The 22,738-nt window shown below is 56.5% G+C and carries 23 protein-coding genes, 1 tRNA gene and 1 pseudogene; 15 read left to right on the top strand and 10 right to left on the bottom strand.

What is annotated here, in order from left to right:
* Positions 1-261: pseudogene (locus P353_RS06725) on the top strand (protocatechuate 3,4-dioxygenase); the annotation flags it as partial.
* The gene (locus P353_RS06720) at positions 258-968 is read left to right on the top strand and encodes an alpha/beta fold hydrolase (protein ID WP_034367036.1); all 711 of its coding nucleotides are present in this window, start codon (positions 258-260) and stop codon (positions 966-968) included. The pseudogene P353_RS06725 and the gene P353_RS06720, both read left to right, overlap by 4 nt.
* Before the next feature lie 9 nt (positions 969-977).
* On the opposite strand, the gene P353_RS30160 is transcribed toward P353_RS06720, so the two are convergent.
* Positions 978-2,174, bottom strand: a complete 1,197-nt coding sequence (locus P353_RS30160; RefSeq protein ID WP_269799951.1) for a LysR family transcriptional regulator — start codon at positions 2,172-2,174, stop codon at positions 978-980.
* A gap of 249 nt (positions 2,175-2,423) precedes the next feature.
* Here P353_RS30160 and P353_RS06710 point away from each other — a divergent pair, with 249 nt between their 5' ends.
* From P353_RS06710 to P353_RS06700, 3 genes are all read left to right on the top strand, one after another.
* Complete coding sequence (locus P353_RS06710; protein WP_034367030.1) at positions 2,424-2,873, top strand: nuclear transport factor 2 family protein; 450 nt, start codon at positions 2,424-2,426, stop codon at positions 2,871-2,873.
* A gap of 106 nt (positions 2,874-2,979) precedes the next feature.
* Positions 2,980-4,113, top strand: a complete 1,134-nt coding sequence (locus P353_RS06705; protein WP_034367027.1) for a porin — start codon at positions 2,980-2,982, stop codon at positions 4,111-4,113.
* A 26-nt stretch (positions 4,114-4,139) separates the two neighbouring features.
* Positions 4,140-5,915, top strand: coding sequence for a tannase/feruloyl esterase family alpha/beta hydrolase (locus P353_RS06700; RefSeq protein ID WP_080750456.1), 1,776 nt, complete (start codon positions 4,140-4,142; stop codon positions 5,913-5,915).
* A 1,031-nt stretch (positions 5,916-6,946) separates the two neighbouring features.
* On the opposite strand, the gene P353_RS06695 is transcribed toward P353_RS06700, so the two are convergent.
* Together P353_RS06695 and P353_RS06690 are read right to left on the bottom strand one after the other, a co-directional pair.
* Positions 6,947-7,864 (bottom strand): alpha/beta fold hydrolase, encoded by a 918-nt coding sequence (locus tag P353_RS06695; RefSeq protein ID WP_034367025.1) that lies wholly within the window; start codon positions 7,862-7,864, stop codon positions 6,947-6,949.
* A 642-nt stretch (positions 7,865-8,506) separates the two neighbouring features.
* Positions 8,507-9,484 (bottom strand): LysR family transcriptional regulator, encoded by a 978-nt coding sequence (locus tag P353_RS06690; RefSeq protein ID WP_198529032.1) that lies wholly within the window; start codon positions 9,482-9,484, stop codon positions 8,507-8,509.
* A gap of 103 nt (positions 9,485-9,587) precedes the next feature.
* Here P353_RS06690 and P353_RS06685 point away from each other — a divergent pair, with 103 nt between their 5' ends.
* The 4 genes from P353_RS06685 (at position 9,588) to P353_RS27870 (ending at position 13,385) form a co-directional block, all read left to right on the top strand.
* Positions 9,588-10,574, top strand: coding sequence for a Bug family tripartite tricarboxylate transporter substrate binding protein (locus P353_RS06685; protein WP_052084755.1), 987 nt, complete (start codon positions 9,588-9,590; stop codon positions 10,572-10,574).
* 9 nt (positions 10,575-10,583) lie between these two features.
* Positions 10,584-11,771, top strand: a complete 1,188-nt coding sequence (locus P353_RS06680; protein ID WP_034367022.1) for a M20 aminoacylase family protein — start codon at positions 10,584-10,586, stop codon at positions 11,769-11,771.
* A gap of 491 nt (positions 11,772-12,262) precedes the next feature.
* Positions 12,263-12,703, top strand: coding sequence for a hypothetical protein (locus P353_RS06675; protein WP_034367019.1), 441 nt, complete (start codon positions 12,263-12,265; stop codon positions 12,701-12,703).
* A 202-nt stretch (positions 12,704-12,905) separates the two neighbouring features.
* Positions 12,906-13,385: a GNAT family N-acetyltransferase gene (locus tag P353_RS27870; RefSeq protein ID WP_080750455.1), complete on the top strand. Its 480-nt coding sequence runs from the start codon at positions 12,906-12,908 to the stop codon at positions 13,383-13,385.
* A 223-nt stretch (positions 13,386-13,608) separates the two neighbouring features.
* Here P353_RS27870 and P353_RS29825 read toward each other — a convergent pair whose 3' ends face one another.
* Both P353_RS29825 and P353_RS06665 read right to left on the bottom strand, forming a co-directional pair.
* A complete protein-coding gene (locus P353_RS29825) occupies positions 13,609-13,785 on the bottom strand; it encodes a hypothetical protein (protein ID WP_230847576.1) in 177 nt (58 codons plus the stop codon).
* 176 nt (positions 13,786-13,961) lie between these two features.
* Positions 13,962-14,444 carry a GNAT family N-acetyltransferase gene (locus P353_RS06665; protein ID WP_034367014.1) on the bottom strand — a complete coding sequence of 161 codons (483 nt, stop codon included), beginning with the start codon at positions 14,442-14,444 and terminating at the stop codon, positions 13,962-13,964.
* 275 nt (positions 14,445-14,719) lie between these two features.
* Here P353_RS06665 and P353_RS30255 point away from each other — a divergent pair, with 275 nt between their 5' ends.
* Positions 14,720-14,905: a hypothetical protein gene (locus P353_RS30255; protein ID WP_332835648.1), complete on the top strand. Its 186-nt coding sequence runs from the start codon at positions 14,720-14,722 to the stop codon at positions 14,903-14,905.
* Between the two features lie 184 nt (positions 14,906-15,089).
* Here the strand turns inward: P353_RS30255 and P353_RS06655 are convergent, their stop codons facing one another.
* On the bottom strand, positions 15,090-15,767 hold the full coding sequence (locus P353_RS06655; RefSeq protein ID WP_034367011.1) for an ArsR/SmtB family transcription factor: 678 nt from the start codon (positions 15,765-15,767) through the stop codon (positions 15,090-15,092).
* Between the two features lie 65 nt (positions 15,768-15,832).
* Here P353_RS06655 and P353_RS06650 point away from each other — a divergent pair, with 65 nt between their 5' ends.
* Complete coding sequence (locus tag P353_RS06650) at positions 15,833-17,251, top strand: MFS transporter (RefSeq protein ID WP_080750458.1); 1,419 nt, start codon at positions 15,833-15,835, stop codon at positions 17,249-17,251.
* A gap of 40 nt (positions 17,252-17,291) precedes the next feature.
* Here the strand turns inward: P353_RS06650 and P353_RS30250 are convergent, their stop codons facing one another.
* The 4 genes from P353_RS30250 to P353_RS29055 form a co-directional block, all read right to left on the bottom strand.
* Positions 17,292-17,546 (bottom strand): thermonuclease family protein, encoded by a 255-nt coding sequence (locus tag P353_RS30250; RefSeq protein WP_332835647.1) that lies wholly within the window; start codon positions 17,544-17,546, stop codon positions 17,292-17,294.
* A complete protein-coding gene (locus tag P353_RS30245) occupies positions 17,501-17,686 on the bottom strand; it encodes a thermonuclease family protein (RefSeq protein WP_332835646.1) in 186 nt (61 codons plus the stop codon). The genes P353_RS30250 and P353_RS30245 overlap by 46 nt, the downstream gene beginning before the upstream one ends.
* 230 nt (positions 17,687-17,916) lie before the next feature.
* A tRNA-Pro gene (locus P353_RS06640) sits at positions 17,917-17,993 on the bottom strand.
* Positions 17,971-18,627 carry a hypothetical protein gene (locus P353_RS29055; RefSeq protein ID WP_157839529.1) on the bottom strand — a complete coding sequence of 219 codons (657 nt, stop codon included), beginning with the start codon at positions 18,625-18,627 and terminating at the stop codon, positions 17,971-17,973. Before P353_RS29055 ends, P353_RS06640 begins: the two co-directional genes overlap by 23 nt.
* Between P353_RS29055 and P353_RS29470 the strand changes: the two genes are divergently transcribed.
* From P353_RS29470 to P353_RS06620, 4 genes are all read left to right on the top strand, one after another.
* Positions 18,620-18,829, top strand: a complete 210-nt coding sequence (locus P353_RS29470; protein ID WP_198529031.1) for a hypothetical protein — start codon at positions 18,620-18,622, stop codon at positions 18,827-18,829. The two genes, P353_RS29055 and P353_RS29470, sit on opposite strands and share 8 nt — an antisense overlap.
* An 18-nt stretch (positions 18,830-18,847) precedes the next feature.
* Entirely contained in the window at positions 18,848-19,849 is a 1,002-nt protein-coding gene (locus P353_RS06630) for a hypothetical protein (protein ID WP_052084754.1), read from the top strand.
* An 851-nt stretch (positions 19,850-20,700) separates the two neighbouring features.
* On the top strand, positions 20,701-21,270 hold the full coding sequence (locus tag P353_RS06625) for a hypothetical protein (RefSeq protein ID WP_034367000.1): 570 nt from the start codon (positions 20,701-20,703) through the stop codon (positions 21,268-21,270).
* A gap of 39 nt (positions 21,271-21,309) precedes the next feature.
* Complete coding sequence (locus P353_RS06620) at positions 21,310-22,686, top strand: hypothetical protein (RefSeq protein ID WP_157839528.1); 1,377 nt, start codon at positions 21,310-21,312, stop codon at positions 22,684-22,686.
* Positions 22,687-22,738 lie beyond the last annotated feature (52 nt).

Genomic DNA, 22,738 nt, shown 5'->3' with positions numbered 1-22,738 from the left:
GGCCTGATCAACAAGGAATGGGACAACCAGTTCCTGGACCTGCTGGTCGAGAACCCGCATGGATTGGCGCAGATGCCGCATATCGACTATGTGCGCGAAGCCGGCTCGGAAGGCATCGAGCTGGTGATGTGGCTGATCGCGCGCGGCGCCATGTCCGATGTGGACGGCCTCGCATCGCTGCCCAAGGTGGCGCACCGCTTCTACCATGTGCCCGCATCGAACACGGCCGTCGGCCATCTGATTTTGGAGAGCATTGCATGAGCAAACCCTGCATCGTATTTTTGCCCGGCTTGCTTTGTGACGAGGTGGTATGGCAGGAGCAGAGAAAGGCGCTTTCCTTCGCCGACAGCATCATTCCATCTTATGGGCATGCGGCTTCCATTGAAGACATGGCTCACCTGGTGCTGGGCAAGGTGGGTGCACAGCGCTTTTCTTTGGCCGGGCATTCCATGGGAGGGCGCGTGGCGCTGGAGATCGTCAGGATGGCTCCGCAGCGCGTAGAGCGTCTGGCGTTGTTGGACACCGGCATGGAGCCCATCGCGGCTGGCGAAGCCGGTGCCAGCGAGCGTGTCAAACGAATGGCCTTGCTACACAAGGCGCGTGAGCATGGCATGCGGGAGATGGGGGGGCAATGGGCGCGAGGCATGGTGCACCCTGGTCGCCTTGACACTCCGCTGTTCGAGGAGGTCTTGGACATGGTCGCCCGCTTCACTCCGGCAATCTTTGCAGCACAGATTGATGCTCTGCTGGGTCGACCCGACGCTACAACGGTCTTGCAGGCTCTGAACTGTCCAACCCTGTTGGTCTGCGGGCGGCAAGACCTCTGGAGTCCTTTGTCTCGTCACGAACGCATGCAGGAACTATGCCCTGGAGCAGAGTTGGTGGTGATCGAGGATAGTGGTCATATGAGCACCATGGAGCAGCCTGAACAGGTGTCAAAAGCCCTGGCCCACTGGATGCTTCGCTAGGCGAATGAACTATCTGGGCATGTCCGCCATGGTCTGGCGGCAGGCCCGTATGAACAGTTCCAGATTCTGTGAGGCTGTTCCCTGCGCACGTATCGCAAGGCCAATGCCCCGACGAGTGGAGGGCAGCTCCACGGGCAAGATAGACAGCAGGCCGCCATGGTCGTCCCGCATGGCCTGTCCGCGCGAGGCTAGGGCTAGCCTGCCGGTTTGCAGCACGAAGGCCAGCGTCATGGTCGGGCTGCTCGCTCGGAGATTACTGCGCGGCGGCTCCAGGCCGTGCGAGCGGAATAGCTTGACCATTGCACTGTCTGCTGGTGTGTTCGGCAATGGCGTAACCCATTGCCATTGCAGCAGCTCCCTGAGTGTCAGCTGCTCACGCTGCAGGCTTTCGTGATTGCTGGGAGCGACGACAACCAGGTCGTCGTCGAACATCTGAAGCTGCTGCACTTCATCTCCTGGCACTTGTGCGCGCAGCGCGCCGGCAATGACATCAATATCTGCACTCATAAGACCTTGCATCAGGCTTTCGTAGGTGCCGTCAACAATGCTGATCTCAATGTCGGGGTGACTTGCGGAGAGCATGTCTACGGCACTTGGCAAAAATATGCCCACGGACAGCGGCAATACCCCGACCACCACACGCCCCTTGATCTGACCATGCCAGGCCGAGATATCGCTTTCCATGTCCCTGATTTCCGCCAAAGCCAATTTGACTCGCCGCAGCAGAGCTTCTCCCGACGGTGTGAGCCGAGTTCCGAAGGTGAGCTTGTAAAACAGCTGCATGCCCAGGCTGGCTTCCAGGCCTTGCAGCGCGGCATGTATGGATGGCTGTGTGATGCCTATCTCCTGCGCTGCGAGGGACTCACTGCCGCAGCGGGCGATAGCCAGCAGGGCTCGTAAATGCCCAGGAGGCACCACCTCTGCGAAGCGGTGAGGTAATGAAGAACGCCGCGCCGTGAGCGTGGATGCGGCCTGAGCTTCGGCGGCTCCGCTTTCAAGATGCTGGAGCATTGTCTCGATACGTGCAGCCAGTTGGTTTCCCAGTGCGGTTGGCATCATGCCGCGTGCACCGCGAATGAAAAGCGGAAGCCTGCAGGCCTCCTCAAGCTGCAGCACTGACCTTGCAACAGCTGGCTGGGATAGGTGCATCGCCTGCGCTGCGCGAATGGTGCTACCTTGACGCACAACGGTCAGTGCGGCTCGCATGGATCGCAACTGGCTGGCCAAATCCGGGAAATGCGATGACTCATGCTTAATGACGCTTGGCGGAGATAGAGATGGAAGGTTCATGGCCCGTCTAGATTAGCGTAACGGCAGTCCGTGGTGTCATTGCCCCATAAGTAAAACGCATTGATTGAATGGATGGTGGCATTGGCTCTAAATGCTGGCTCGTGGAATCCTTGGGTCTCAAATAAAAACGGCATAACTGAGACGGCCGATCCGAGGAGACAAGTGATGGACAACGACCTGCAGCAGCTGCACCGGCAGGCTTGCATTGATCTGGTTTTACGTGCAGCGGCCTACGCCGACGCTGGAGATGCCCTGCGCTTCTCACAGCTGTTTACCGAAGATGCCGTGCTTCAACGCCCTAATGGTGAACCATTGGAGGGTCGCAGTGCCATTGTGGCGGCCTATCAGAAGCGACCAACCGGCCGCATGACGCGACATTTGCTCACCAATATCCTGGTCGAAATGCAAGGTGCGGACACCGCCAGCGCACATAGTCAGGTGCTGCTTTGGTCTTGTGACGACTCGGAGCCGGTGACAGTGCATGGTCGTAAGGCCCATGCGCGACAACTGTTGGGTGAGTTCAACGACCACTTTTGCCGCACTGCCGATGGCCATTGGTTGATTGCACGGCGCGAGGCACGCTTCGTCATGTTCTGCGACAGTCCCGCCGCCTGAACTGGGCGGGCTTCGCCCACTCCCCAAACGTCTGTAGCTAGCACTCTCAAACGGGTGTGACGTTGCGGCGTGCTGATTTTTACTACTACATCAACAGGAGACAAAAATGGAAACTTATTTCAGCACAGTGTTGTTAGCTTCACTATCGTTGGCTGCAGCCATGGGGGCGCAGGCTCAGACCGGTTCTTCGGTAACGCTATATGGGTACCTGGATACTGGAATTGAGCACCTAAGCAATGTGCAGGGCGGAGGCTCGTTGACGAGAATGCCAGGGTTGACCGGTACGGCGCCCTCGCGCTGGGGCGTTCGCGGTAAGGAGGATCTGGGCGGTGGTCTGAACGCCGAATTTGCGCTGGAGTCGGGATTCGGCGTGGATTCCGGAACCCTCAACCAAGGTGGTCGTGGCTTCGGGCGTCAAGCCTGGGTCGGCTTGAGTGGAGGCTGGGGGAGCGTATCGGTGGGACGGAACTACACCATGCTGTACTGGGCTCTGTTCGATGCTGATCTGCTGGGGCCCAATGCCTTCGGACTCAGCAGCCTGGACAGCTACATTCCCAATACACGCACCGATAATTCGCTGGCCTACCGCGGCCGCTTTGGAGCCTGGAGTCTGGGAACTTCCTACAGTTTCGGACGTGATACGGTCAACGCTGGTCCTAGTCCATCAGGGGCTAATTGCGCAGGGGAATCGAGCACGGACAGGCAGGCTTGCCGCCAGTGGTCTGCCATGCTCAAGTACGACACTGCTCCTTGGGGTGCTGCGATAGCTGTTGACGAGATGCGCGGCGGTGCAGGCGCTTTTGCGGGGCTGGTGCGTTCGGACATGAAGGATCGGCGCATCATGCTCAATGGCTATGCCTCGCTGACTCCTTCGCTCAAGTTCGGGGCTGGCGTGATTCGCCGTGACAACGACGCGGCTGCAGCAGCATCACTTACCAATGGCGCGACTCGACGCAGCAACCTGGCTTGGGCGGGACTTTCCTGGAGTCCGTCTACAGCCGTTACCGTAGACGGGCAAATACAGCAGCTGCGCTATTCGCAGGGCGGCGATCATTCGACACTGGCTGCATTGCGCGGCACCTACAAGTTCTCCAAGCGAACGGCTGCGTATGCCCAGGTCGCGCACATAAACAATGGAAAGCGTTTGGCCATTTCCGTCAGCTCAGCTGCTGTGGGAGGCAACCCGCTCGCGGGAGATTCTCAAACTGGTGTGATGCTGGGTTTGAAGCATTCGTTCTAAGTCTCGAGCCAAACAGGACACACACCATGCAACGAATCAAAAACATGCCTTCTTTGAAAGCAACTCACAGCTTTTACTTGGGCTCGATTTCTCTTGCCGCAAGCGTGTTGTTGGCGGGCTGTGGCGGCGACGACAGTAGTTCGGGATTTACCACGCCACTGGTTGTAAAGGACGCAGCCAAGACCTGCGCGGCATTGCAGAGTACTCAGATTGATGCAGCGCGCATTGCCGAGCCGACTCAAGGAGCGGTTGTCACCAAGGCAACGTATCGAGCTGCAGTGTCTGCAGCTCCTAATGCGGCCGGAACGGCAATGGTTGCAGCAACGCCAGATTACTGCGAGTTGTTGATCGATATTCGTCCTGTAGATACGACGGCGCCGTTGATCAAATCCCAGGTTAACCTGCCCGTTTCGTGGAATGGCAAGAGCGTGCAAATGGGCGGTGGCGGACTCAACGGGACCTTGGTGACTGGGCTTGGGCCAGGCCGTGCAGATGGCCCCGAGACGCCACTGCCGCTTACAAGGGGCTATATGACTCTTGGCACAGATTCAGGGCACCAAGTTTCGGCCGACGTGGATGCAGGAGCCTTCGCTCTCAATGATGAAGCGTTGACAAACTATGCCTATGCCGCGTACAAGAAAACGCGTGATGTGGGCGTGCAGTTGTCGGAGCGATTCTATGGACACCGAGCACTCAAAGCCTACTACATCGGAGGCTCTGAAGGCGGCCGCGAAGGCATGCTGATGGCACAGCGCTATCCGGCAGACTTTGACGGAATCGTTGTCATAGACCCGGTTATTCGGTTGATGGGCTTATGGCAATTCCAGTTAAGCATGGGCCAGGTGCAAAGCCAGCCTGGAGCTTGGCTGGGTGGCAAAGTCCAGCTATTGCATGACACGGTCCGAAAGGCTTGCGATGCTATTGATGGCATTGAGGATCAGGTCGTCAGCAACTACAAGGCCTGTCGGCCCCTTGCGGAGGCAGCAATTGCATCCCTCAGATGCTCCAGTGGCAACGATGAAGGAAATTCCTGCTTTTCAGATGCACAGCTAGCGACGCTGCGTTGGACATACGGTGGGCAACGCTATCCTTTCACATTGGCCAATCAGCTGCAGTCTTATCCTGGATACCTGTACGGCAGTGAAGCCGTTGATGGTGCATTTGAGCGTTGGGTTACGGGCACGGTTGCTCCCGGTACAAATCCCGACGCAGTGGGAGGAGGGCGCAGCTACTCTGTAGGAGGGAGCTTGGTTCGCTACTTCGTGACAAAAGACGCGAAATACAATCCGCTTGACTTCAAAGCCGAAGACCATAAAGCAAGACTGCAGCAGCTTTCGCAGTGGATGGACATGACGGATCCCGATCTCAGCGCGTTCCATGCGCGAGGAGGCAAGTTGATCATGCGCGAGAACCTTTCGGATAAGGGTAACAGTCCCCAGACTGGTATCGATTACTACGATTCGGTGGTGGCAAAAATGGGACAGGAGAAAGTCGATCAGTTCTTCATGGCTTATGCCGTGCCTGGATTGCCCCATACATCGGCGGGTTTGCCAGCAGGATCTGCCAATGCACCGACCTATGGAACGCCGGGTGCCATTGACTTCATTGGTCTGCTTGATGACTGGGTGGAAAAGGATAAGAGGCCGGCTAATGATTTGCTGCTGACTAGCCGCAAGCCATTGCCGCCCTTTGACCTTGTGTCTTCCAAGCCCATGTGCCGCTTTGGATCGTATCCTCACTACATTGGCAGCACGCCTCAAGGCGGCGCATTGGCTACTAACTATGCTTGCCGACCAATGTGAGAAGTTTCTGCTCGCTGGACCTTCTCTATAGGGCCTGTTGATATTGATGCCCCAACCTCAGAAGGCAACACAATAGCGCCCTGATTCAATATTTTTGACGGATAAGCAATGGGCTCGATTGAGCCCATTGTGCTTTTGGCAAAGTTGGCGACAGGGGCTGCAGTGTTGTAAGTAGCAGCCTTTTTCGTCGACGCAGTGTGCTGAAAGAAGTGCGCAAGCATTACGCATTGAGACTGGTGCAAACCACATCGTTGATGTGTTCCGGAGATCGCCCCAGCATGTGGATGCTGGCCACGTGCATGATTTGCCGAACTTTCCGCGCGCGCTTTGGCTACCGCTGATCTGCTGCCGACAGCCCCGGAGTGCATCCACAAGAAAATTGTTATGAACATCCACTCTGGATCGATAGGACCAGTTCGACCCAGGTAAAAGCGGTCACCCGAAATTCGTGTCAATTCACCGACGGCTTTTAGGTTTGGAGTGGACCTACGAGGAAGTTACGCTCCAAAGACTGCTTTAGGCACTTGCAGTCATTGGAATCTTTGAGTTGAGCGACTGTAGACAGCCTGAAGCAGTCGCCGTTGGAAACAACTCTAAGGACTGCTTCTGGCCGACTGACGACTGCCCGCACCCGTTGACTGCCTACCCTAAACTGGACGCTCAAGGCGTAGCCCCGAAGGTCCGCTCTGTGGTGCTGAGCTCGCAGGTAGCTAGGCCCGGCTTCGGCCAGAAGCTGTCGTCCGGTCGGTAGCCGTGGACAGCAGGTCTTGGCTGTGAGCGGTCTGTCACCGAACGGCAGACTTGATGGGCAGACCCACAAACCGGACGTACCCGTTAGTAGTCGTTCGCGTCGGCTAGCAATCGACCCGTTGCGGTCGTTCCTACCTAGGTGGCGAATGTCTGCTGCGCAGCGATTGCCGTGACCCATTCTGCTCTCGATCTATCGGTCTCAACTCACAGCGCCCGTTTCTGGCCAACCTGAGTAGGTGTTGGGGCGCCTGTTGAGAAACCACTCTGAAGCTTTGTCGGTTCTATCGCTTAACAGGTGTTGTGGGACTGAGAAAGTCGATAACGGCGCGCTCGAATTGTTCGGGCTGATCCAACATGACGAAGTGGTAGCTGCCATCGATGCGCTGAAAGCTGACATGAGGCGTGGCCGCGTAGGCGGATCGAAACATGGCATCGACGCGGTTTGCGGGGATGCCATAACTGCTGTCGTAGGCATGAACCACATGCACGGGCACCGTGATGCGGTTGAGTTCCGGGCGCAGGTCGGAGGTCATCAACTCGTAAGTGGCATGTGCCACTGTTGGGCGGTCTGATCGGAGGCTGGCGTCGAGCAGTGAAGGACGGGCTGCTTCGGTCTTAGTGAGGCGGGCGATGGAGGCGGATTGCATGGCCCTCATCTGAGCGTCGGTTGCTGCCAGCAAAGTGGCGCGGAATGCGGCCGCGCCCGGTGTAGCTTTCTCGCTGGTTGCGGACGGATCAAGCAGCAGGCTGTAGAAGGGCAATGCATCTACGATCATCAGACGCGACACCCGGTCAGGATGACGCGCGCCCAGCATGAGTGCGGCCTCACCGCCCAGGGAGTGACCGATGACCGCGGGTACCTGAAGATGCTCGCGTTCAATGTAGTCCGCGACGGCTGCTGCCGTGGGCTCAACCACCAAACCTTGCGGATTGTGCGCTGCGGGTGCTCCGGCAAACCCAGCCACCTGCACGAGGTGCAAGCGATGGCTTTGCTTGAGGCGTGCGGCAAGACCACGCCAAACATCGCGGGAAGATGCTAAACCCGGAATTAGGATGACATCTGGTCCGCTTCCTTCGACTACCACCGAGATGCGGTCACGCACCATGGGTGCTTGTGGTGCGGTTGTCGATTGGGCCAGCGTAGCCGAGGTCAGTAAAAAGGTGAGGCCGAAGGCTACAAGCAGGGCTGAGAAACGCATTAAGTCAGCCCTGTGCTCAGGGCATGTTCTGGACAAGCCGAGCATTATCTGCGCTGTTGGTATGGCTGGCTAAATCAAGATTTTCTACAACAGCAGCATCGTCACTCGTTGACGGCAGGGCTTTCGTCTGTAGCGTTTGAGACGCAACACTGTCAACGGATCGAGAACGTCTAGGTTCGCCTGTGCGATTCAAATCCAGCAAGTTTCAGGTTTGAGACGTACAGAAGACATCTGGCTAGATAACGGCGCGAGTTCTAGTATTGCTGGCATTGGTCAATGGCTTGTCAAAGCTCAGCCGCCGCAACCAACCTGGAGCGGACACTGATGTTGATCAGTCATATGTCTGCTTCTGGCCGACTGGCGACGGCCTGCACCCGTTGACTGCCTATCCTAAGCCGGACGCTCAAGGCGCAGCCCCGAAGGTCAGCTTTGCGGTTCTGTATTCACCAGTAGCCAGGCCCGGCTTTGGCCAGAAGCTGTCGTCCGGCGCGTGGCCGCGAACAACAGGTCTAGGCCGTTAGCGGCCGGTCAATGCCATTATTTGGTGGGCGGTTTCGGTTGGAAGGTGCCATCAAGTTTCTGACTGCTCAACGGCAGCGGTCAGCCGATTACGACAAAAAAGAACCCTCAACGGGGATCGGCCTAATGGGAGTGGGAAGGCAAGGACTTTACTGCGACCTGTGCCAAGAACTCCGCCAGCAAGTTCACCCCATGCTTTTCGGGCGTTTCCGGTACCAGCAAGCCAATAGCGGCCAGGGTGGGAGGAAACTGCAGCGCCAACACCCGCAGCCAGCCTGCCTGCACAAAGGGCTGAACCACACTTAGCGGAGTTAGCGCGACTGCGTTCGTGGTGCGCAGATATTCCAACAGCATGGGCAGGGAGCGCGTGATCAAGGGTGAGTGCTGCGGCAGCTGTGCACAGGACTCGAACAGTCGTTCGAAAGCTTCGTGCATTTGCGTGGACAAGGGCGCCAAAACCCATTGCTGCTCCAGCATCTGGTTCGCGTGTACGACACGCTTGCGGTGTAGCGGATGGCTGGGCCCAGCCACCGCAACGACCTGGTCCTGCAGCAACGGCACAAAACGCATCCCGCTGGCGACGACTGCGGGCTCGCGCACGAGCACCATATCGAGCGTGCGCGCGGCCAACGCAGCTAATAGTGCGTGGTGACTGTCTTCCACCACCTCCACACGCAGTTGCGGATGCTGCTGAAGAAATGGCGCCAGCTCTCGCCCCAGAAAACCCGACAACGCCCCTGTTATGGCCCCCACGCTGAGCACACCCTGCGCGCCTTGAGCGGCCGCAGCCAGCATTTCCGCACAGCCAGTGAGAGAGCCCAGCATGCTGCGCAGCAGCGGCAGTAGATCGCGGCAGATCAATGTGGGACGTACTCCTCGCGCATGGCGCTCAAAAAGCGGCAAACCCACCATCCGCTCTAGCTCAGACAAGGCTTTGGTCGCTGATGACTGCGTTTGCCCCACAACCTCAGCTGCGCGCTGGATGCTGCCCAGATCGGCAATCAATATCAGCAGCTGCAGCTGACGCAGCCGCGTGCGCGCCAACAACCGGTTGAGCAAGGCCGAAGAACGCCCAGAATTGGGCAAGGGCAAGGTATTCATGGATTGCATAGCTCAGTGAAATTTAGCACGTAAAAGATGGATGTCATGCTTCAGACTTGTCTCTGCCAGCTATCGAGGCTCGCCATCAATAAGGAGACACGCCATGACCTCTGCCCCCCACTCATTTGTCCGCCGTCTGCTCTGTACCGCAGCCACCGCCTGCGCGGTCTGGGCGCTGGCTGAGCCTGCCATGGCAGCTGGCTTTCCGGAAAAGCCCATCACTTTAGTCGTGCCATTTGCCTCGGGCGGCTCCATTGATGCCGCCATCCGCGTGGTTCAACCCAGGCTGTCGGCTGAACTGGGTCAGCCCGTGGTGATTGAGAACCTCGGCGGCGCTGGCGGAGCCCTGGGGGCAGCCAAAGTAGCCAATGCCGCCAAGGATGGTTACACGCTGTTGGTTGGATCCATCAACGATGTGGTGCTGGTGCCTGTGCTCAACAAAAACGTGCGCTACGAACCCAAGGACTTTGTGCCCATCGGTCCTATCAGCTCGAATTCACCGCTGCTGGTGGCGCGCAAGGATTTGCCCGCTAATGATTTGGATGGCTTGATCTCGGCGTTGCGCGCCAAGCCAGAATCCATCAGCTATGGCAGCCCCGGCGTGGGCACCATGCAGCATCTGGTGATGGAAGACCTGCAGTCACGCGCCAATGTGCGGATGCTGCATGCGCCGTACAAGGGTGCCGGCCCGCTGCTGACGGACTTACTGGGTGGCCAGATCGATTTGGCTGTCATGGTGCCCGCAACTGCTCTGCCGCATATCCAAGCCGGTCGCATCAAGGTTCTGGGCGTGGCAAGTTTGCAGCGACAGCCCATGATCAAGAACATTCCCACGCTCAATGAGGGCAAGGTCGTCAAGGGTCTGGAAATGAGTGGATGGATGGGGCTTCTGGCTCCTAAGGGCGTTGTACCTGATCGCATAGCTCGTCTGAAGACGGCATTGGAAGCTGCCCTTGCATCCAAAGGCGTTCCCGAGCAACTGACAGCCATGGGAATGCAAGTGTCCACGGCGGCGGAGCAGCGCCAGTTTGCCGATCAGATTGCCCGCGACGAGGCCAAAGCCCGCAGCCTGAGCGTAAAACTACAGTAAGAGAGAAGCATGCCAATCATTCAAGCCATTGCAGACAACCCCGAATTCCGTCAGATTCGCCACCATCTACATGCCCATCCTGAGCTAGGCTTTCAAGAAGAGCGCACCAGCGCACTAGTGGCCGACTACCTGGGGCAATGGGGCTATAAGGTAACCCGCTGTGTGGGGGGAACGGGCGTGGTCGGAACGCTCAGGCGTGGCCATGGCGAACGCAGCATTGGTTTACGTGCGGATATGGACGCTCTGCCGATGCAGGAGCTCAATACCTTCGCTCACCGTTCACGGTATGCAGGTCGTATGCATGCCTGCGGTCATGACGGCCACACGGCCACACTGCTGGCAGCCGCCTGGCATCTAGCTCAAAGCGGCAAGTTTGACGGCACACTGCACTGCATTTTTCAGCCTGCAGAGGAAGGCGGACAGGCTGGCGCGCGCGCCATGATTGAGGACGGCCTGTTTGAGCGCTTTGACTGCGATGCGGTCTTTGGTCTGCACAACGCTCCGGGACGCGCCATCGGTAGCTTTGGCGTGCGAGCCGGACCATTCATGAGCTCCAGCAACCGCTTTCGGATTGATGTCAAAGGCAAGGGGACACATGCCTCACAGCCTGACACAGGTGTGGACCCACTGATGTGCGCGGGCCAGATCCTCATGGGTCTTCAGACCATCATCTCGCGCAATCGCACGCCTGATGATGCGGCTGTGCTGTCCGTCACGCAAATCCACGGTGGCGATGCCGTCAATGTGATCCCCGACAGTGCCTGGCTGGGCGGGACTGTGCGCGCGCAAAGCGCAAACACATTGGACATGATCGAGCAGCGCATGAAGGATGTCGTGCAAGGCTCGGCCACGGCCTATGGCTGTGAAGCACAGTTGCACTTTGAGCGTAGCTATCCGGCGCTGGTCAATGACCCCGAACAGACGGCATTCGCGGTATCGGTCATGCAGGAAGTCGTTGGTGCCGAACAGGTCGATGACAACGCGCCCCGGCTGACAAACTCCGAGGACTTTGCCTTCATGCTGCAGCAACGTCCCGGCTGCTATGTATTGCTGGGCAATGGCGAGGGCGAGCACCGCCTGCCCGGCCATGGGCCTGGTCCTTGCCAGGTGCACAACCCATCGTATGACTTCAACGATGCGCTGATTCCGGTTGGCGCCAGCTATTTTGTGCGACTGGTAGAGCGCTTCCTGAAGTGAAATGCTGCAAGGCAAGCATTGATACTGAGATCAGTTGCTGGATCGTCGTCCGCGTCGGTACTTGGATAACTCCTGTGCAAGCATGGCTAGGCAGTAACGATACGGCCATGACTGACTGCATTTGCTAAAAGGAGTCGTCGCTGGACAAGAATCGAAGCACTGCAATGGGTCGTGAGCAGTCCTTGGCCGATGGATGCTACCGGCCAGGAGCAGCCGTTTGCGAAGGCTGCTTGGCCGACTGCTTCAAGCTCAGAGCTGACGAAGGGGCTTGAACACCGAATGTCGGCGGCGATCAACAGCTGAACTTGATGGACTCTGGCTGCAATCTCCAAGAATCGGCATTCAAGGATTTCCGCAGCCCTTGTCGCAGACCACCCCGACGCGGCCCCTTGACGACGATTCACCGTGCCTTCAGGCAAAATCCTGATGATCGGGGCAAGCCTGGCGTCAGGTCTGCCGGGAAGCCCACCTTGAAGAATGGAACAGTATCAATGGCACTGACAAAGAAGGGCGAGTTCTGGTATGGAACGACGTCCGGCGACACCCAAGCCGAGCTGCGCAGCTACAGCGTTGCGAATCGCCATGAGGCCGTCCGGTTTGCCTCGTCCAAATGCAATTGCGGGTGCCGGACTTTTGCGCTGCAGACCGATGAAGAAGCCGGCGTGGCAATCCGCACCTGCACCGACTGCGGGCAGGAACACCTGATGGGCGACAGCGCGGAATATGTTGAAGAGGCCGCCCCTGAGGCACACGAGTGCGTGTGCGAGAACGAGGCGTTTGAGCTGATGTCCGGCGTCTCTGTGTACGAGGGCACACACGACGTGCGCTGGTACTACATCGCTTGCCACTGCGTGGAATGCAATCTGGTTGGGGTCTTCGCAGACTGGAAGTGTGAAGCGGGTGATGCGGCGGCCTTCCTCGCCAAGGTATGAGCGCGTGCCCCCCGCAGAGATCATGCTCGCAGGCTCGGGCGGCCAAGGAGTGTCATGAGGTGGTTGGTGTGTTGCAACGACCGGTTGAATTCGTCGTCGTGAACAGTCCTTGGCCGATAGCTGCTACCGGCCAGAAGCAGACATTTGCACTTCGGCGCCGATGGTAGAAAGTAGTCATAAATTGCTGAGCACTTAACCATTCATGAACATTCGAAGATTTGGAAATGGTGATGAGTCGGCGCTCTTTCGCGTCTTTTTTTCAGCTGTGCATGACACTGCTTCACAGGACTACACCCCAGAGCAGGTCGATGCATGGGCACCAGCAGATATCGACCCCGAGTTGTGGGCTGGCCATATGAGAGCTCTTCAACCGTTTGTCGTCGAGCATGAGGAAGAAATTGTGGGGTACGCAGACATTCAGCCTAATGGTTACATAGACCATTTCTTCGTCTCCGGCTCCTATGCGCGACAAGGTATCGGAACCCTTTTGATGAAGCATATTCAAGTAGAAGCCCAACTGCTTGGCATTGCCGAGATGACTTCTGATGTGAGCAAGACTGCAGAGCCTTTCTTTGTTCGACATGGTTTTCAAGTGGTGAAGCGAGGGTTCCCAATTCGTCGTGGCGTAACACTTCAAAATGCATTGATGTGCAAAAAACTAGCGCAGCTCAGAATTGACTAACAGCCGCTTGGTGTCGGCCAGCGACAGTCGCAGATCGGCCAATAACAGTCGGTCTCGGCAGGTGAAAGCAGACGCTCAACGTCCCTGCTAAACGAGCAAAAACGTCAGGCCATCAGGCCCGGGATAGCGGTGCCGTTATGCATCCGATGGAATGAAAACTTGGGTCGAAGGATCCAAGGTTGTGGCAACCATATGGCGTGGAACGCACTATTGCAGGTCAACATCAAAAGAGATTTACAAAGCTGAGAATCGTCGACCAGGCCAGCTCAAGCAAAGCCCACGCAGAAAATAATCCGTTCACCACAAGAAAAAGTGCGCCAACGACAATCACTAGAACGATGAGTTGCAAAGCCTTCATACGGTGAAGTCTCCCGAAGAAACCAATTTTTTCATTGGGCATGTTTGGCTCTTACTGGTATGCCCTATCGCATACCCTTGACTGCTTTTAAGTTAGCTATGCACCGTCCCCCTGGCTCGTGAGCTGCCCTCGGTGGCTGGCGGCAGCTACCGGCCAAACCCCGTCGGGCATATGGTTGCCAGATAGGAGGCCGACTTCAGACGCTCTGCTCAGCTCTCTTACGGAACGGGTTTATTGGGCGCATAAAGGCGAAAACGCTGAAAGCGAGCACCTTCAATGTCTACTTCGCCATCAGGCTGAAAGCCTAGCCTGAAAATCCCTTTGATTCTTGTCCTTGAGGGTGGAAGCAAAATTGTGATGGATCCCAGCTCCAGAGAGTTGAATGCTTGTTTAACAATCTCTTGGTAAATCGCTTTTCCACTCCCCCAAAAGTCAGGGTGAAGCACCAAAGCTAGGTCGGCATCACCTTCCTCGCACTGCAAGCCGCCCCAACCAGCAAACTTTTGATCAATGAGAAATGCCCACGGGCCATAGCCAAATTGCTGCCACTGTGCGTCTTTTTGCTGGACCCATTCTTGTGCCTTCGCTAGATCGAAATTTGCACTTCCAAGCGGCATTTGCCGTAGCACATCGGGATTGTTGTTGAGCGAGATGATGTCTATCGGGTCGACTTCGGTAAGGCGCTTGAATTCCAGAGTCATGCTGAAGCTAAATATGGTTGTCTATCGACTAGGCCTAGCATATCAAAGCGGTGCTGGCTGGCTGCTGCGTCTCCAGTTGACAGGCAGCTCTTGGTGGTTTGCAGGCCAGCGCTCATCGCTTAAGAAGGAGCAGGTGAGCGCACCACGCCTGCCGGGCTGGGACCTAAGAAAACAACCCCGTCTTCAACGGCTGCCACAACTAGCTATCCGGGTTGCGCTTTTTCTGTGATGCAGTCGCTGGCGCTGCCAGGCAGGGCGCGCTCATTGGGAAAGCCATGTCGGCCCGGTGTGTGCAGCAGGGTCGGGTGACTAGGGTTGAGCATCGTGTGCGCGCACCGGTGCTGGCCCTGGATTCACATCCCCTGATGAGTCGCATGCACAAGCCAGACCCCAAGCTGCCGGCGGACCAGCAGGACAAACGCAGCGTGATCCCGATCGAGGTGCAGGATATTGATCAGTAGCTGGCTGGCACGGTGCGGGAGGCAGGGAAGCTGCTCAGATTGGCGCCTGTGGATGTGTTTGAGGCGGAACCAGCCTAGTTTCAGGATCCTGCCAGTTGGCTGCTATCGGCCATAAGCAGTCGATGACGACAAGGAACAGCGGACACTGAATGGACGCCATTAGGTCGCCTAAGGCACAACTGTCCTAGTGTCTTATCGTCTCCACACGCATCCCGGCAGCCCACCACCCGGGAAAGCCGTCATACACCCGGTCCGCCTGGAATCCCTTGACGCGCAGCCAGGCCACAGCCTCTATCGAGAGCACACAATAGCGGCCGCCGCAGTAGGCGAGGATTTCCTGGTTACGCGGCAATTGGGCAAGGTGTTGATCAAGCTCCTCTGCCGGAATATTGATCGCACCTGGGATATGTCCACTCTCATAGTCTTGAGGAGAGCGGACATCCAGAAGTAGCGCCCCGTTCTCCAATTTTTCGAGCAATTGCTCGATGGAGACGCCCTCCAGTTGTTCCGGACGCTGGATGCTGTCCGAAATGATGCGCTGCATATCGGCCTGCTGGTGGGAGACATAGTCACGTAGAGCTGCAAGCAGATTGGCAACCGGCCCGTTGCCGATGCGATACAGCACTTGCTTTCCATCGCGCCGGGACTGAATCAATCCCACTTGTCGCAATTGCTTCAGGTGTTGGGATGCATTGGTGATGGAAAGGTCGGTGTCTTGAGCCAACTGTTCCACGGAGCTCTCACGCTTAAAGATCGCTTCGAGTAACGCCAGCCGGTGGGCATGCCCGAGCGTCTTGGCGACGCTGGCCAAGTCATCCAGTGATTCGACGGGGGACGGGGTCGCGCTCGTTGTGGTCTTCATTGACGCCAAGATACCATCTTCATATCATTTCAACAATTAATGGAATGATGTTTAAAAGGATGAAGATGCACTCAATCAGTGGGAAAGACGCGTCATGGGGTGAGTTGCTTCAGGGACGCAATGGGCTTCGATCCATTGCTTTGGCGGGTGGGGTTGCATTGCATGCAATCAATATCTACGTGGTCACAACCATCCTGCCCACCATCATTCAGGAAATTGGAGGGCTGGAATATTACGCCTGGAGCACGACGCTGTTCGTCGTGGCATCCATTGTGGGATCGGCTGTTTCGGCCAAATTCATCGATGCACTGGGGCCGCGTCTGGCCTATCTATCGGCGCTGGCCATTTTTTCGCTGGGCGCAGCATGCTGTGCATTGGCTCCGTCGATGCCTGTCCTGCTGCTTGGGCGGGCCGTGCAGGGGCTGGGGGGCGGCGTGTTGTTCGCTCTCAGCTATGCCCTGATTCGCGTCGTGTTTGAGGCACATTTATGGCCGAGAGCTATGGCCCTGGTGTCGGGCATGTGGGGTGTGGCGACCCTGTGCGGCCCGGCCGTGGGTGGTGTCTTCGCGCAAAGCGGCCAATGGCGGTTGGCGTTCTGGGTACTGCTGCCAATTGCGCTGCTGCTGGCGGCAATCGTGGCAAGCCAGGTTCAACGCCGCGTGTCTGCGGCCGGAGCCTCCAGTTCTCTGCCTTGGCTGTCGATCACCTTGCTGGTCCTGTCGGTGCTGGCAATCTCTAGCGCCAGTCTGAGCGAGAGCCTTGTCTGGAATATGGCCGGTATTGCAGCAGGCGTGGTCCTGGTCTTTGTCATTGCGAAAAGGGACAGGCAGGGCAGCGTCAAGCTGCTGCCGTCGGGAGCCTGGTCGTTGTCAGCACCACTTGGAGTGGTCTACGCCATGATGGTTCTGCTTGTCATCGGGTTGACGACCGAGATTTTCGTGCCGTATTTCTTGCAGGTTATCCATCAGATGACGCCTTTGGCTGCGGGCTACATGACCGCCATGATGGCGGGAGGATGGACGCTGGCTTCGCTGTACAGCGCCGGACGCGGGGAAGGCCGAGCCGCCTACCGCTTCATACGGCTTGGTCCGCCGATCGTGCTGGCTGCATTGCTGAGCTTGGCTTTCACGCTCCCCAGCGTGACATGGGGCAGCTCCATGGCCGGTAGGGTCATGTATGGCGTGGCTCTCGCCGCCGTGGGGTTCGGTATCGGCCTGAGCTGGCCTCATTTGCTGACACGCGTGTTTTCCGTGGCGGCTCCAGGAGAGGAGACGCTCGCGTCTTCCTCCATCACTACCGTGCAACTGTATGCCACAGCCCTGGCCGCTGCCATCGCGGGGGTGGTGGCCAATCTGGCTGGATTGACCGACCCTGGCGGGGTCGACGGTGCGAAGTCGGCAGCACTGGTTTTGTTCGCATCGTTTGCTGCAGCTCCTGCGCTGGGAGCTGTTCTGTCTGCTCGAATGGAACGGCATCCTGAGTGACTGCTTTGCAGCGCATTTTCAAGGGACTGCTTAGGGTCGTTTACGGACCCAGGTCCTGCCGAGGCTCGCGCAAGGCTTTGCACCAATCCCAGGGCGCGATTGGCTCGGGATCTCGCCAAAGTCCAACTGTTCGAGCCTTGGCCTCTTGCTCTGCAAACGCGTATTGCCCGCGCTCCTGCGGTGACTGTTCGCGGGCATAGGCGCGATGCCACCAGGCCATGCCCTGAGTCACCATGGCCAGGCCGACGTTCAGCGTCTTGTTGGGGCCCGGTGCTTCACTTGTTTTGTGACCCACACCGAACAGACATGCCGCTTGTAGCTGTCGAGCTTGTTGCAGCGCAGCTCTGCCTCTTTCTGAAATGTCAGTTTGGCCAGGGCCTGCCGGGCGCGCTCTCCGAATGGCTGCTTGCGCTCTGGGGCATCGATGCCTTGCAACCTGACTTTGACCGGCTCATAGGCCTCCGGCGGTCTGCAACGGGCCGTCAGGGTATCGCCGTCCGAGATGCCGACGACAGACAGAGGAGGATGGTTGCGAGCATGGAAGCAGCCTAGCCATGTCGCGAAGATGGGGAATTAAGAGGGGAGGCGAACTCTAACGCGGTAGACAGTTCGGAATCGGTTAGACAAAAGGCCTTGAGTTTTTCAACCCAAGGCCTTGTATCGTTTGGTCGGAGCGGCGGGATTCGAACTCGCGACCCTCTGCTCCCAAAGCAGATGCGCTACCAGGCTGCGCTACGCTCCGAAGGCCGCAACTGTAGCTGAATTCGGACCTGGTTCCACCTAAGAGAGCGACTTTCTGCAAAATTTATTTCGCTTTCGTCCAAGAATCGATCATGTTGGCCCAATCTTGCAGCATTTCTTTGCGTTGCTCCCGGCATTCGGCCTTGTTGTAGACGGCGCGCGCGCCTTTTTGCTCGTGAGCAAGCCTGCTTGGAAACTTCGGCGCTCTTGGAGATGTGTTCGACCAGGTCGGACTTGTTCACGGGATGCTCCTTGTGGTGGATGTCCAGTTGATTGCAGGGCGCGGGGGGGTAAGCGGTGGCGGTCTGCAGCTCGTCGGCAAGCTTGCGGAAGCCAAGGGACAGCAGCAGCGCCAGGCGCTTGACGTTGGCTTCGGTGATCTGCACTGCTGCGCGCTCCTTGATGAACAGGATGCCGTGGTGCTCCAGCGTTGCGGCGCTGATCTTGCCTAGGCCGCCATTCAGAAGAGCATGGCCGTGCTCACCAAGTTGGCCAACGACAGCGCGAGCATCGCTTTGAATCTGCTCGCGGCCAACAAGGAAACCATCAAGGAGCTCAACAGCCAGGAGCCTCAGCACAGTCTGGGCGGAAACGTGACTCCTGAGCAGCTGAAGGAAGCGGTGCAGAGTGTCCAAGCCAAGTTTTAGCCCCGCCGAGCGTTTGGCCGCTGTGGGCTGGGCACGCGAAGACCTGTTCTCGTTCTCCCGCTGGATGTTCCTGCAGCGCAAGGGCTTCCTCTGGCGCAGGGCTCAGCACCACGCCAAGATCTGCAATGCGCTGATGCGTGTGTTCAATGGCGAATGCAAGCGGCTGATCATCATGATGCCGCCCCGATAGTCAAAGACCGAGCTGGCCGTGGTGAACTTGATTGCCTGGGCCTTTGGCAAGGTGCCGGATGCTGAGTTCATTCATTGCAGCTACAGCACTCCGCTGGCCGTTAACAACAGCACCCAGGTGCGCAACCTGGTGCAGCACGAGGCTTTTACCGAGATCTTTCCCGAGCTGCGCCTGGCCACGGATGCCGGCTCGCACTGGAAGACCACCGCCGGCGGCGTCATGTATGCCACTGGAACGCGCGGCACTATCACCGGTTTCGGCGGCGCCACCATCATCGATGACCCGCACAAGGCGGATGAAGCCAAGTCAGACACCATCCACAAGGGCGTGATCGACTGGTTCCAGAACACGCTGGAGAGCCGCAAGAACAGCCCGGACACTCCCATCATCGTGATCATGCAGCGCTTGCACGAGGATGACTTGACCGGCTGGTTGCTGGGTGACCGTGGCAAGGACGGCAACGGGCCGCCGGTGGCGGGCGGCAATGGCGAGGTGTGGGAGCAGCTGCGCCTGTCGGCTTGGGTGGGCGAAGACGAGGAACCGCTCTGGCCCGAGAAACACAGCGCCGACGAGCTGCGGCGCATGGAGAAGGCCAACCCCTATGTGTTCGCCGGCCAGTACCGGCAACTGCCGGCGCCGCCGTCCGGTGGCGTGATCAAGCCAGATCTGATGCCCGTCGTTGAAGCCATCCCGGCGGGCGTGGTGGAGTGGTGCCGTGGCCGGGACTTGGGTGCATCGGGTGATGGTGACTACACCGCTGGCGGCAAGGTAGGGCGGCTGGCCGATGGCCGCTACATCATTGCCGACATGAAGCGGGAGCAGTTCGAGACCAATCTGCGGGATCAGCCCGCCGGGAACGGAGACAGAGGGCATGCCCGAGAAGTGGGCCGATGTGCACCCCAGCCGTGTGCAGATCCTGGCCGAGGGCGCGGTGGGCGACTTCTACGACGGCGTGCCTCTGCTGCGTGCAGGCTTCAATCGTCTGGTGGACCTGGGCTAGATCGCCGGCGGTTCGGGTGAGTCTTTCCTGAAGAACAGCGCCGCACCATCGTGTTCAAGTACCAGCCAAGGGGCACACCTCAAACTATGGCTGGTCCAGATGGCGTAGAGACAAAGTCGATACGCGAAGCACACAAGGAACAAGTGAGAGTCTTGAACCGCAGTACTGATGCGGCTATCGTCATGCAGGGCGGCGATGTGACGGCGCTGTAGACAGCGATTAGCGACCCCGCCGGGCCCTGGACAACAGCGGCCAATGAATTCGTTGCCTCAGTGCGCATCCCTTTTGCTGTGCTGATTGGTCAGCGGTGATGACAAGGCCGACTTTGTCAACGACTGCTCCTGTAGGCGGAGGTTCGAGCTCACGCCAATGCTCGAGGAGTCCAGCACCAGGATGCAGGGCGGCACCGCGACTTCTACAGTCTGCCAGACCGCATTGGGCGAGCAAGTCGCAGCTCCCCCGCCGAGTACGCCTCAGTCTGCAGTACCGTATTCGAAGCAAAGCTAGCAGGCCGTCAGCGACTGGCGGAGCGTGGTGCAGGCATCGCGGCAAAAGCTGAAGGCCACGCAGCGGAAGCGATTAGCGAGAGGGCGCGAGACTGGTTCTCGTAATAGCAGTAAATTGGTCGAAGTAAATCCAAGCTGATCCTCATTAGCTCTGCTTAGCATTAATAGATTTTATCCATGCATGCTATTTGTTAATGAGAAATATATATTGAAATATTTCTCGGAAGCTTCTGGTCTATCTTGTCTATTCGGGTGAACTAATAGTCTTGGAAGGCAGTGAATTGATGATGGCCGAGACTCAACAATCGTGACACGCATAAAGCACGGTACTTATACCAATCAGCGGATTTTTTGAGGAGACGTTAATGGTGGCTATTACAGTCGATCAGTTCATTGATCATGTCATTGCATGGGCTCAAGATAGGGCGGTACAGTTTAAATTCAATTGGCCAGTGAAAGGAGGCTGGGAGGGGTGGATACAAGTTGATTTAACTGCTTATCTTTTAAATATCGATTCAGCGTATGAGATACTTCGAGAGCAGCCAATTTATGCGGATCCACGGCAGAGGGTTGATTTGCTCCTCAATGCTTCAATGGGGGATGACTGTGTGATTCCCGTAGAGATCAAAGCTGAGTCATTTGAAAATAGGATGGGGCCATTTATCAGTGGTACCAAAAATGATATACGTAAGCTAAATGACGATAGAAATACTGATTACAGTGAGACTACATGTGTCATGATTTCAATCCCATTTAGTCAGGAAAGCCTTAAAGCTATTTCTGAGATAGAAGAGGATGGCCATCGTATATTCCGAACAATCTATGTCGGAGAGGTAGCAATCGCCGTTGCAATATATACGGAGGCAAGTGGGTGGTTGCATGATTCGAATAATGTACCACTGATGCGAAAAGGGGGCTTCAGGTCAATTGCTTGAATTTATCTAAGCTAAATATATTTAATATAAGGGGGATGTATGGCAGATTTTAATGCAGATTTGTTCGTTAAGTTGTACTCTAAAATGGCCTTGGCATTAGGTGTTACTCCGGATCCACAGAAGATTCATGACAAAGAACTACAGGAGCTGTTCGAGGCAAAAGATCCGCCCCGTCCTAGTCGATCAGTTGCAGGACTAGAAAATCCTCAGTATTTGCTGGCGATCTACAATCCTGGGCAATACTTGCCATCTCAGATGAATCCTGAGTCAAACATAGACGACCGATATGCTTTGTCGGTGTTGTTCGATGTTGTCCCTCAGTTTAGCTGGGTGTTTAGGCCTGCTGCTACAACAATATCTAACTCTTATCGATCGATCTTGGATTACAAGGAGGCTCCACTAGTTAGTCTCACACCAGAGGAGAAGTCTAAGCTAGAGGTTGCCGAGAAATACTTCCTTGAAAAGCAAGAAGACTATTATCTTTATATGGAAAAGTATCTTGTTGTACTAGATGCTTATGATTCGGCGAAGGCTACATATATCAATGGGGGGCCGGCTATACCTAGTTCATTGAAAATAAGATTGAAGGCGGCATATGATCAGTGGGTGGCCCATCATAAGGAAGGCGTTGAGTCTGCTATCGCAGTTATTGCGCAGTATGAGGCCTTGGAACCATCATCATTCTGGTATAAATTGTTAGATCGATATAAAAATGGTACGCAAGTAGCAACTCTCGGTAATGAGTTTCAGACTGTAGGGTTTTCACCGCCATATAAGTCTTGGTTTCAGGATGCTGGTTGGACAAAATTCATCTTCACACAAAAGGATATGGACAACCAGAAGAGTTCGGATGCTATTGGTGTCGCCGGTCAACTGGATGGTGACTTTGGAATATTCAGAATTTCTGGAAGTGGTGATTATAGTGAAGATTCATCTTATAAGAAGATGGATGAAACGACACTGAATTTTTCGTGTGAGTTGATGCGCATTTCCCTTGATCGCAGTTGGATGAATCCGTTGGTTTTGTCTTCCGCAGCATGGCGCTGGGCAAAAGGGACACCAGTTTATGGGCAAGAATTCTCCAGTGGTGCAGACATTAAAGGAGGCATAGCGCCAACTGGGTCCATGACCGTGATACCGACCGCAGCTATCCTCTCTCGTAATCTGAAAATCAATGGATCATTTGATAATACTATTGTTAAGGAAATGAATAGGGAAATATCAGCGAATGCCTCGGTGGGTATTGGCCCATTCACCATCGCTGGTCGATTTAATATGGGCCACCATGAAGAGTCTGTAAAGGGAACAATTGCGACTGATGGAATAGAGGCAAAGGATGTTCAGATCGTTGCACTGATCTGTGAGGTATTGCCAAAATCTCCTAACCCTGATAATAAGCTCCCATGGCCTCAATGAGACTGCAAAGATAGTATTGGTTATTTTATTTTTATGCACTGACGTATTGGGA

The organism is Comamonas testosteroni (assembly GCF_000761245.1).
Classification (GTDB): Bacteria; Pseudomonadota; Gammaproteobacteria; order Burkholderiales; family Burkholderiaceae_C; genus Comamonas; species Comamonas testosteroni_C.
Note: the sequence above shows the minus strand (reverse complement) of the source record. Positions and strands in the feature narration are given on the sequence as shown.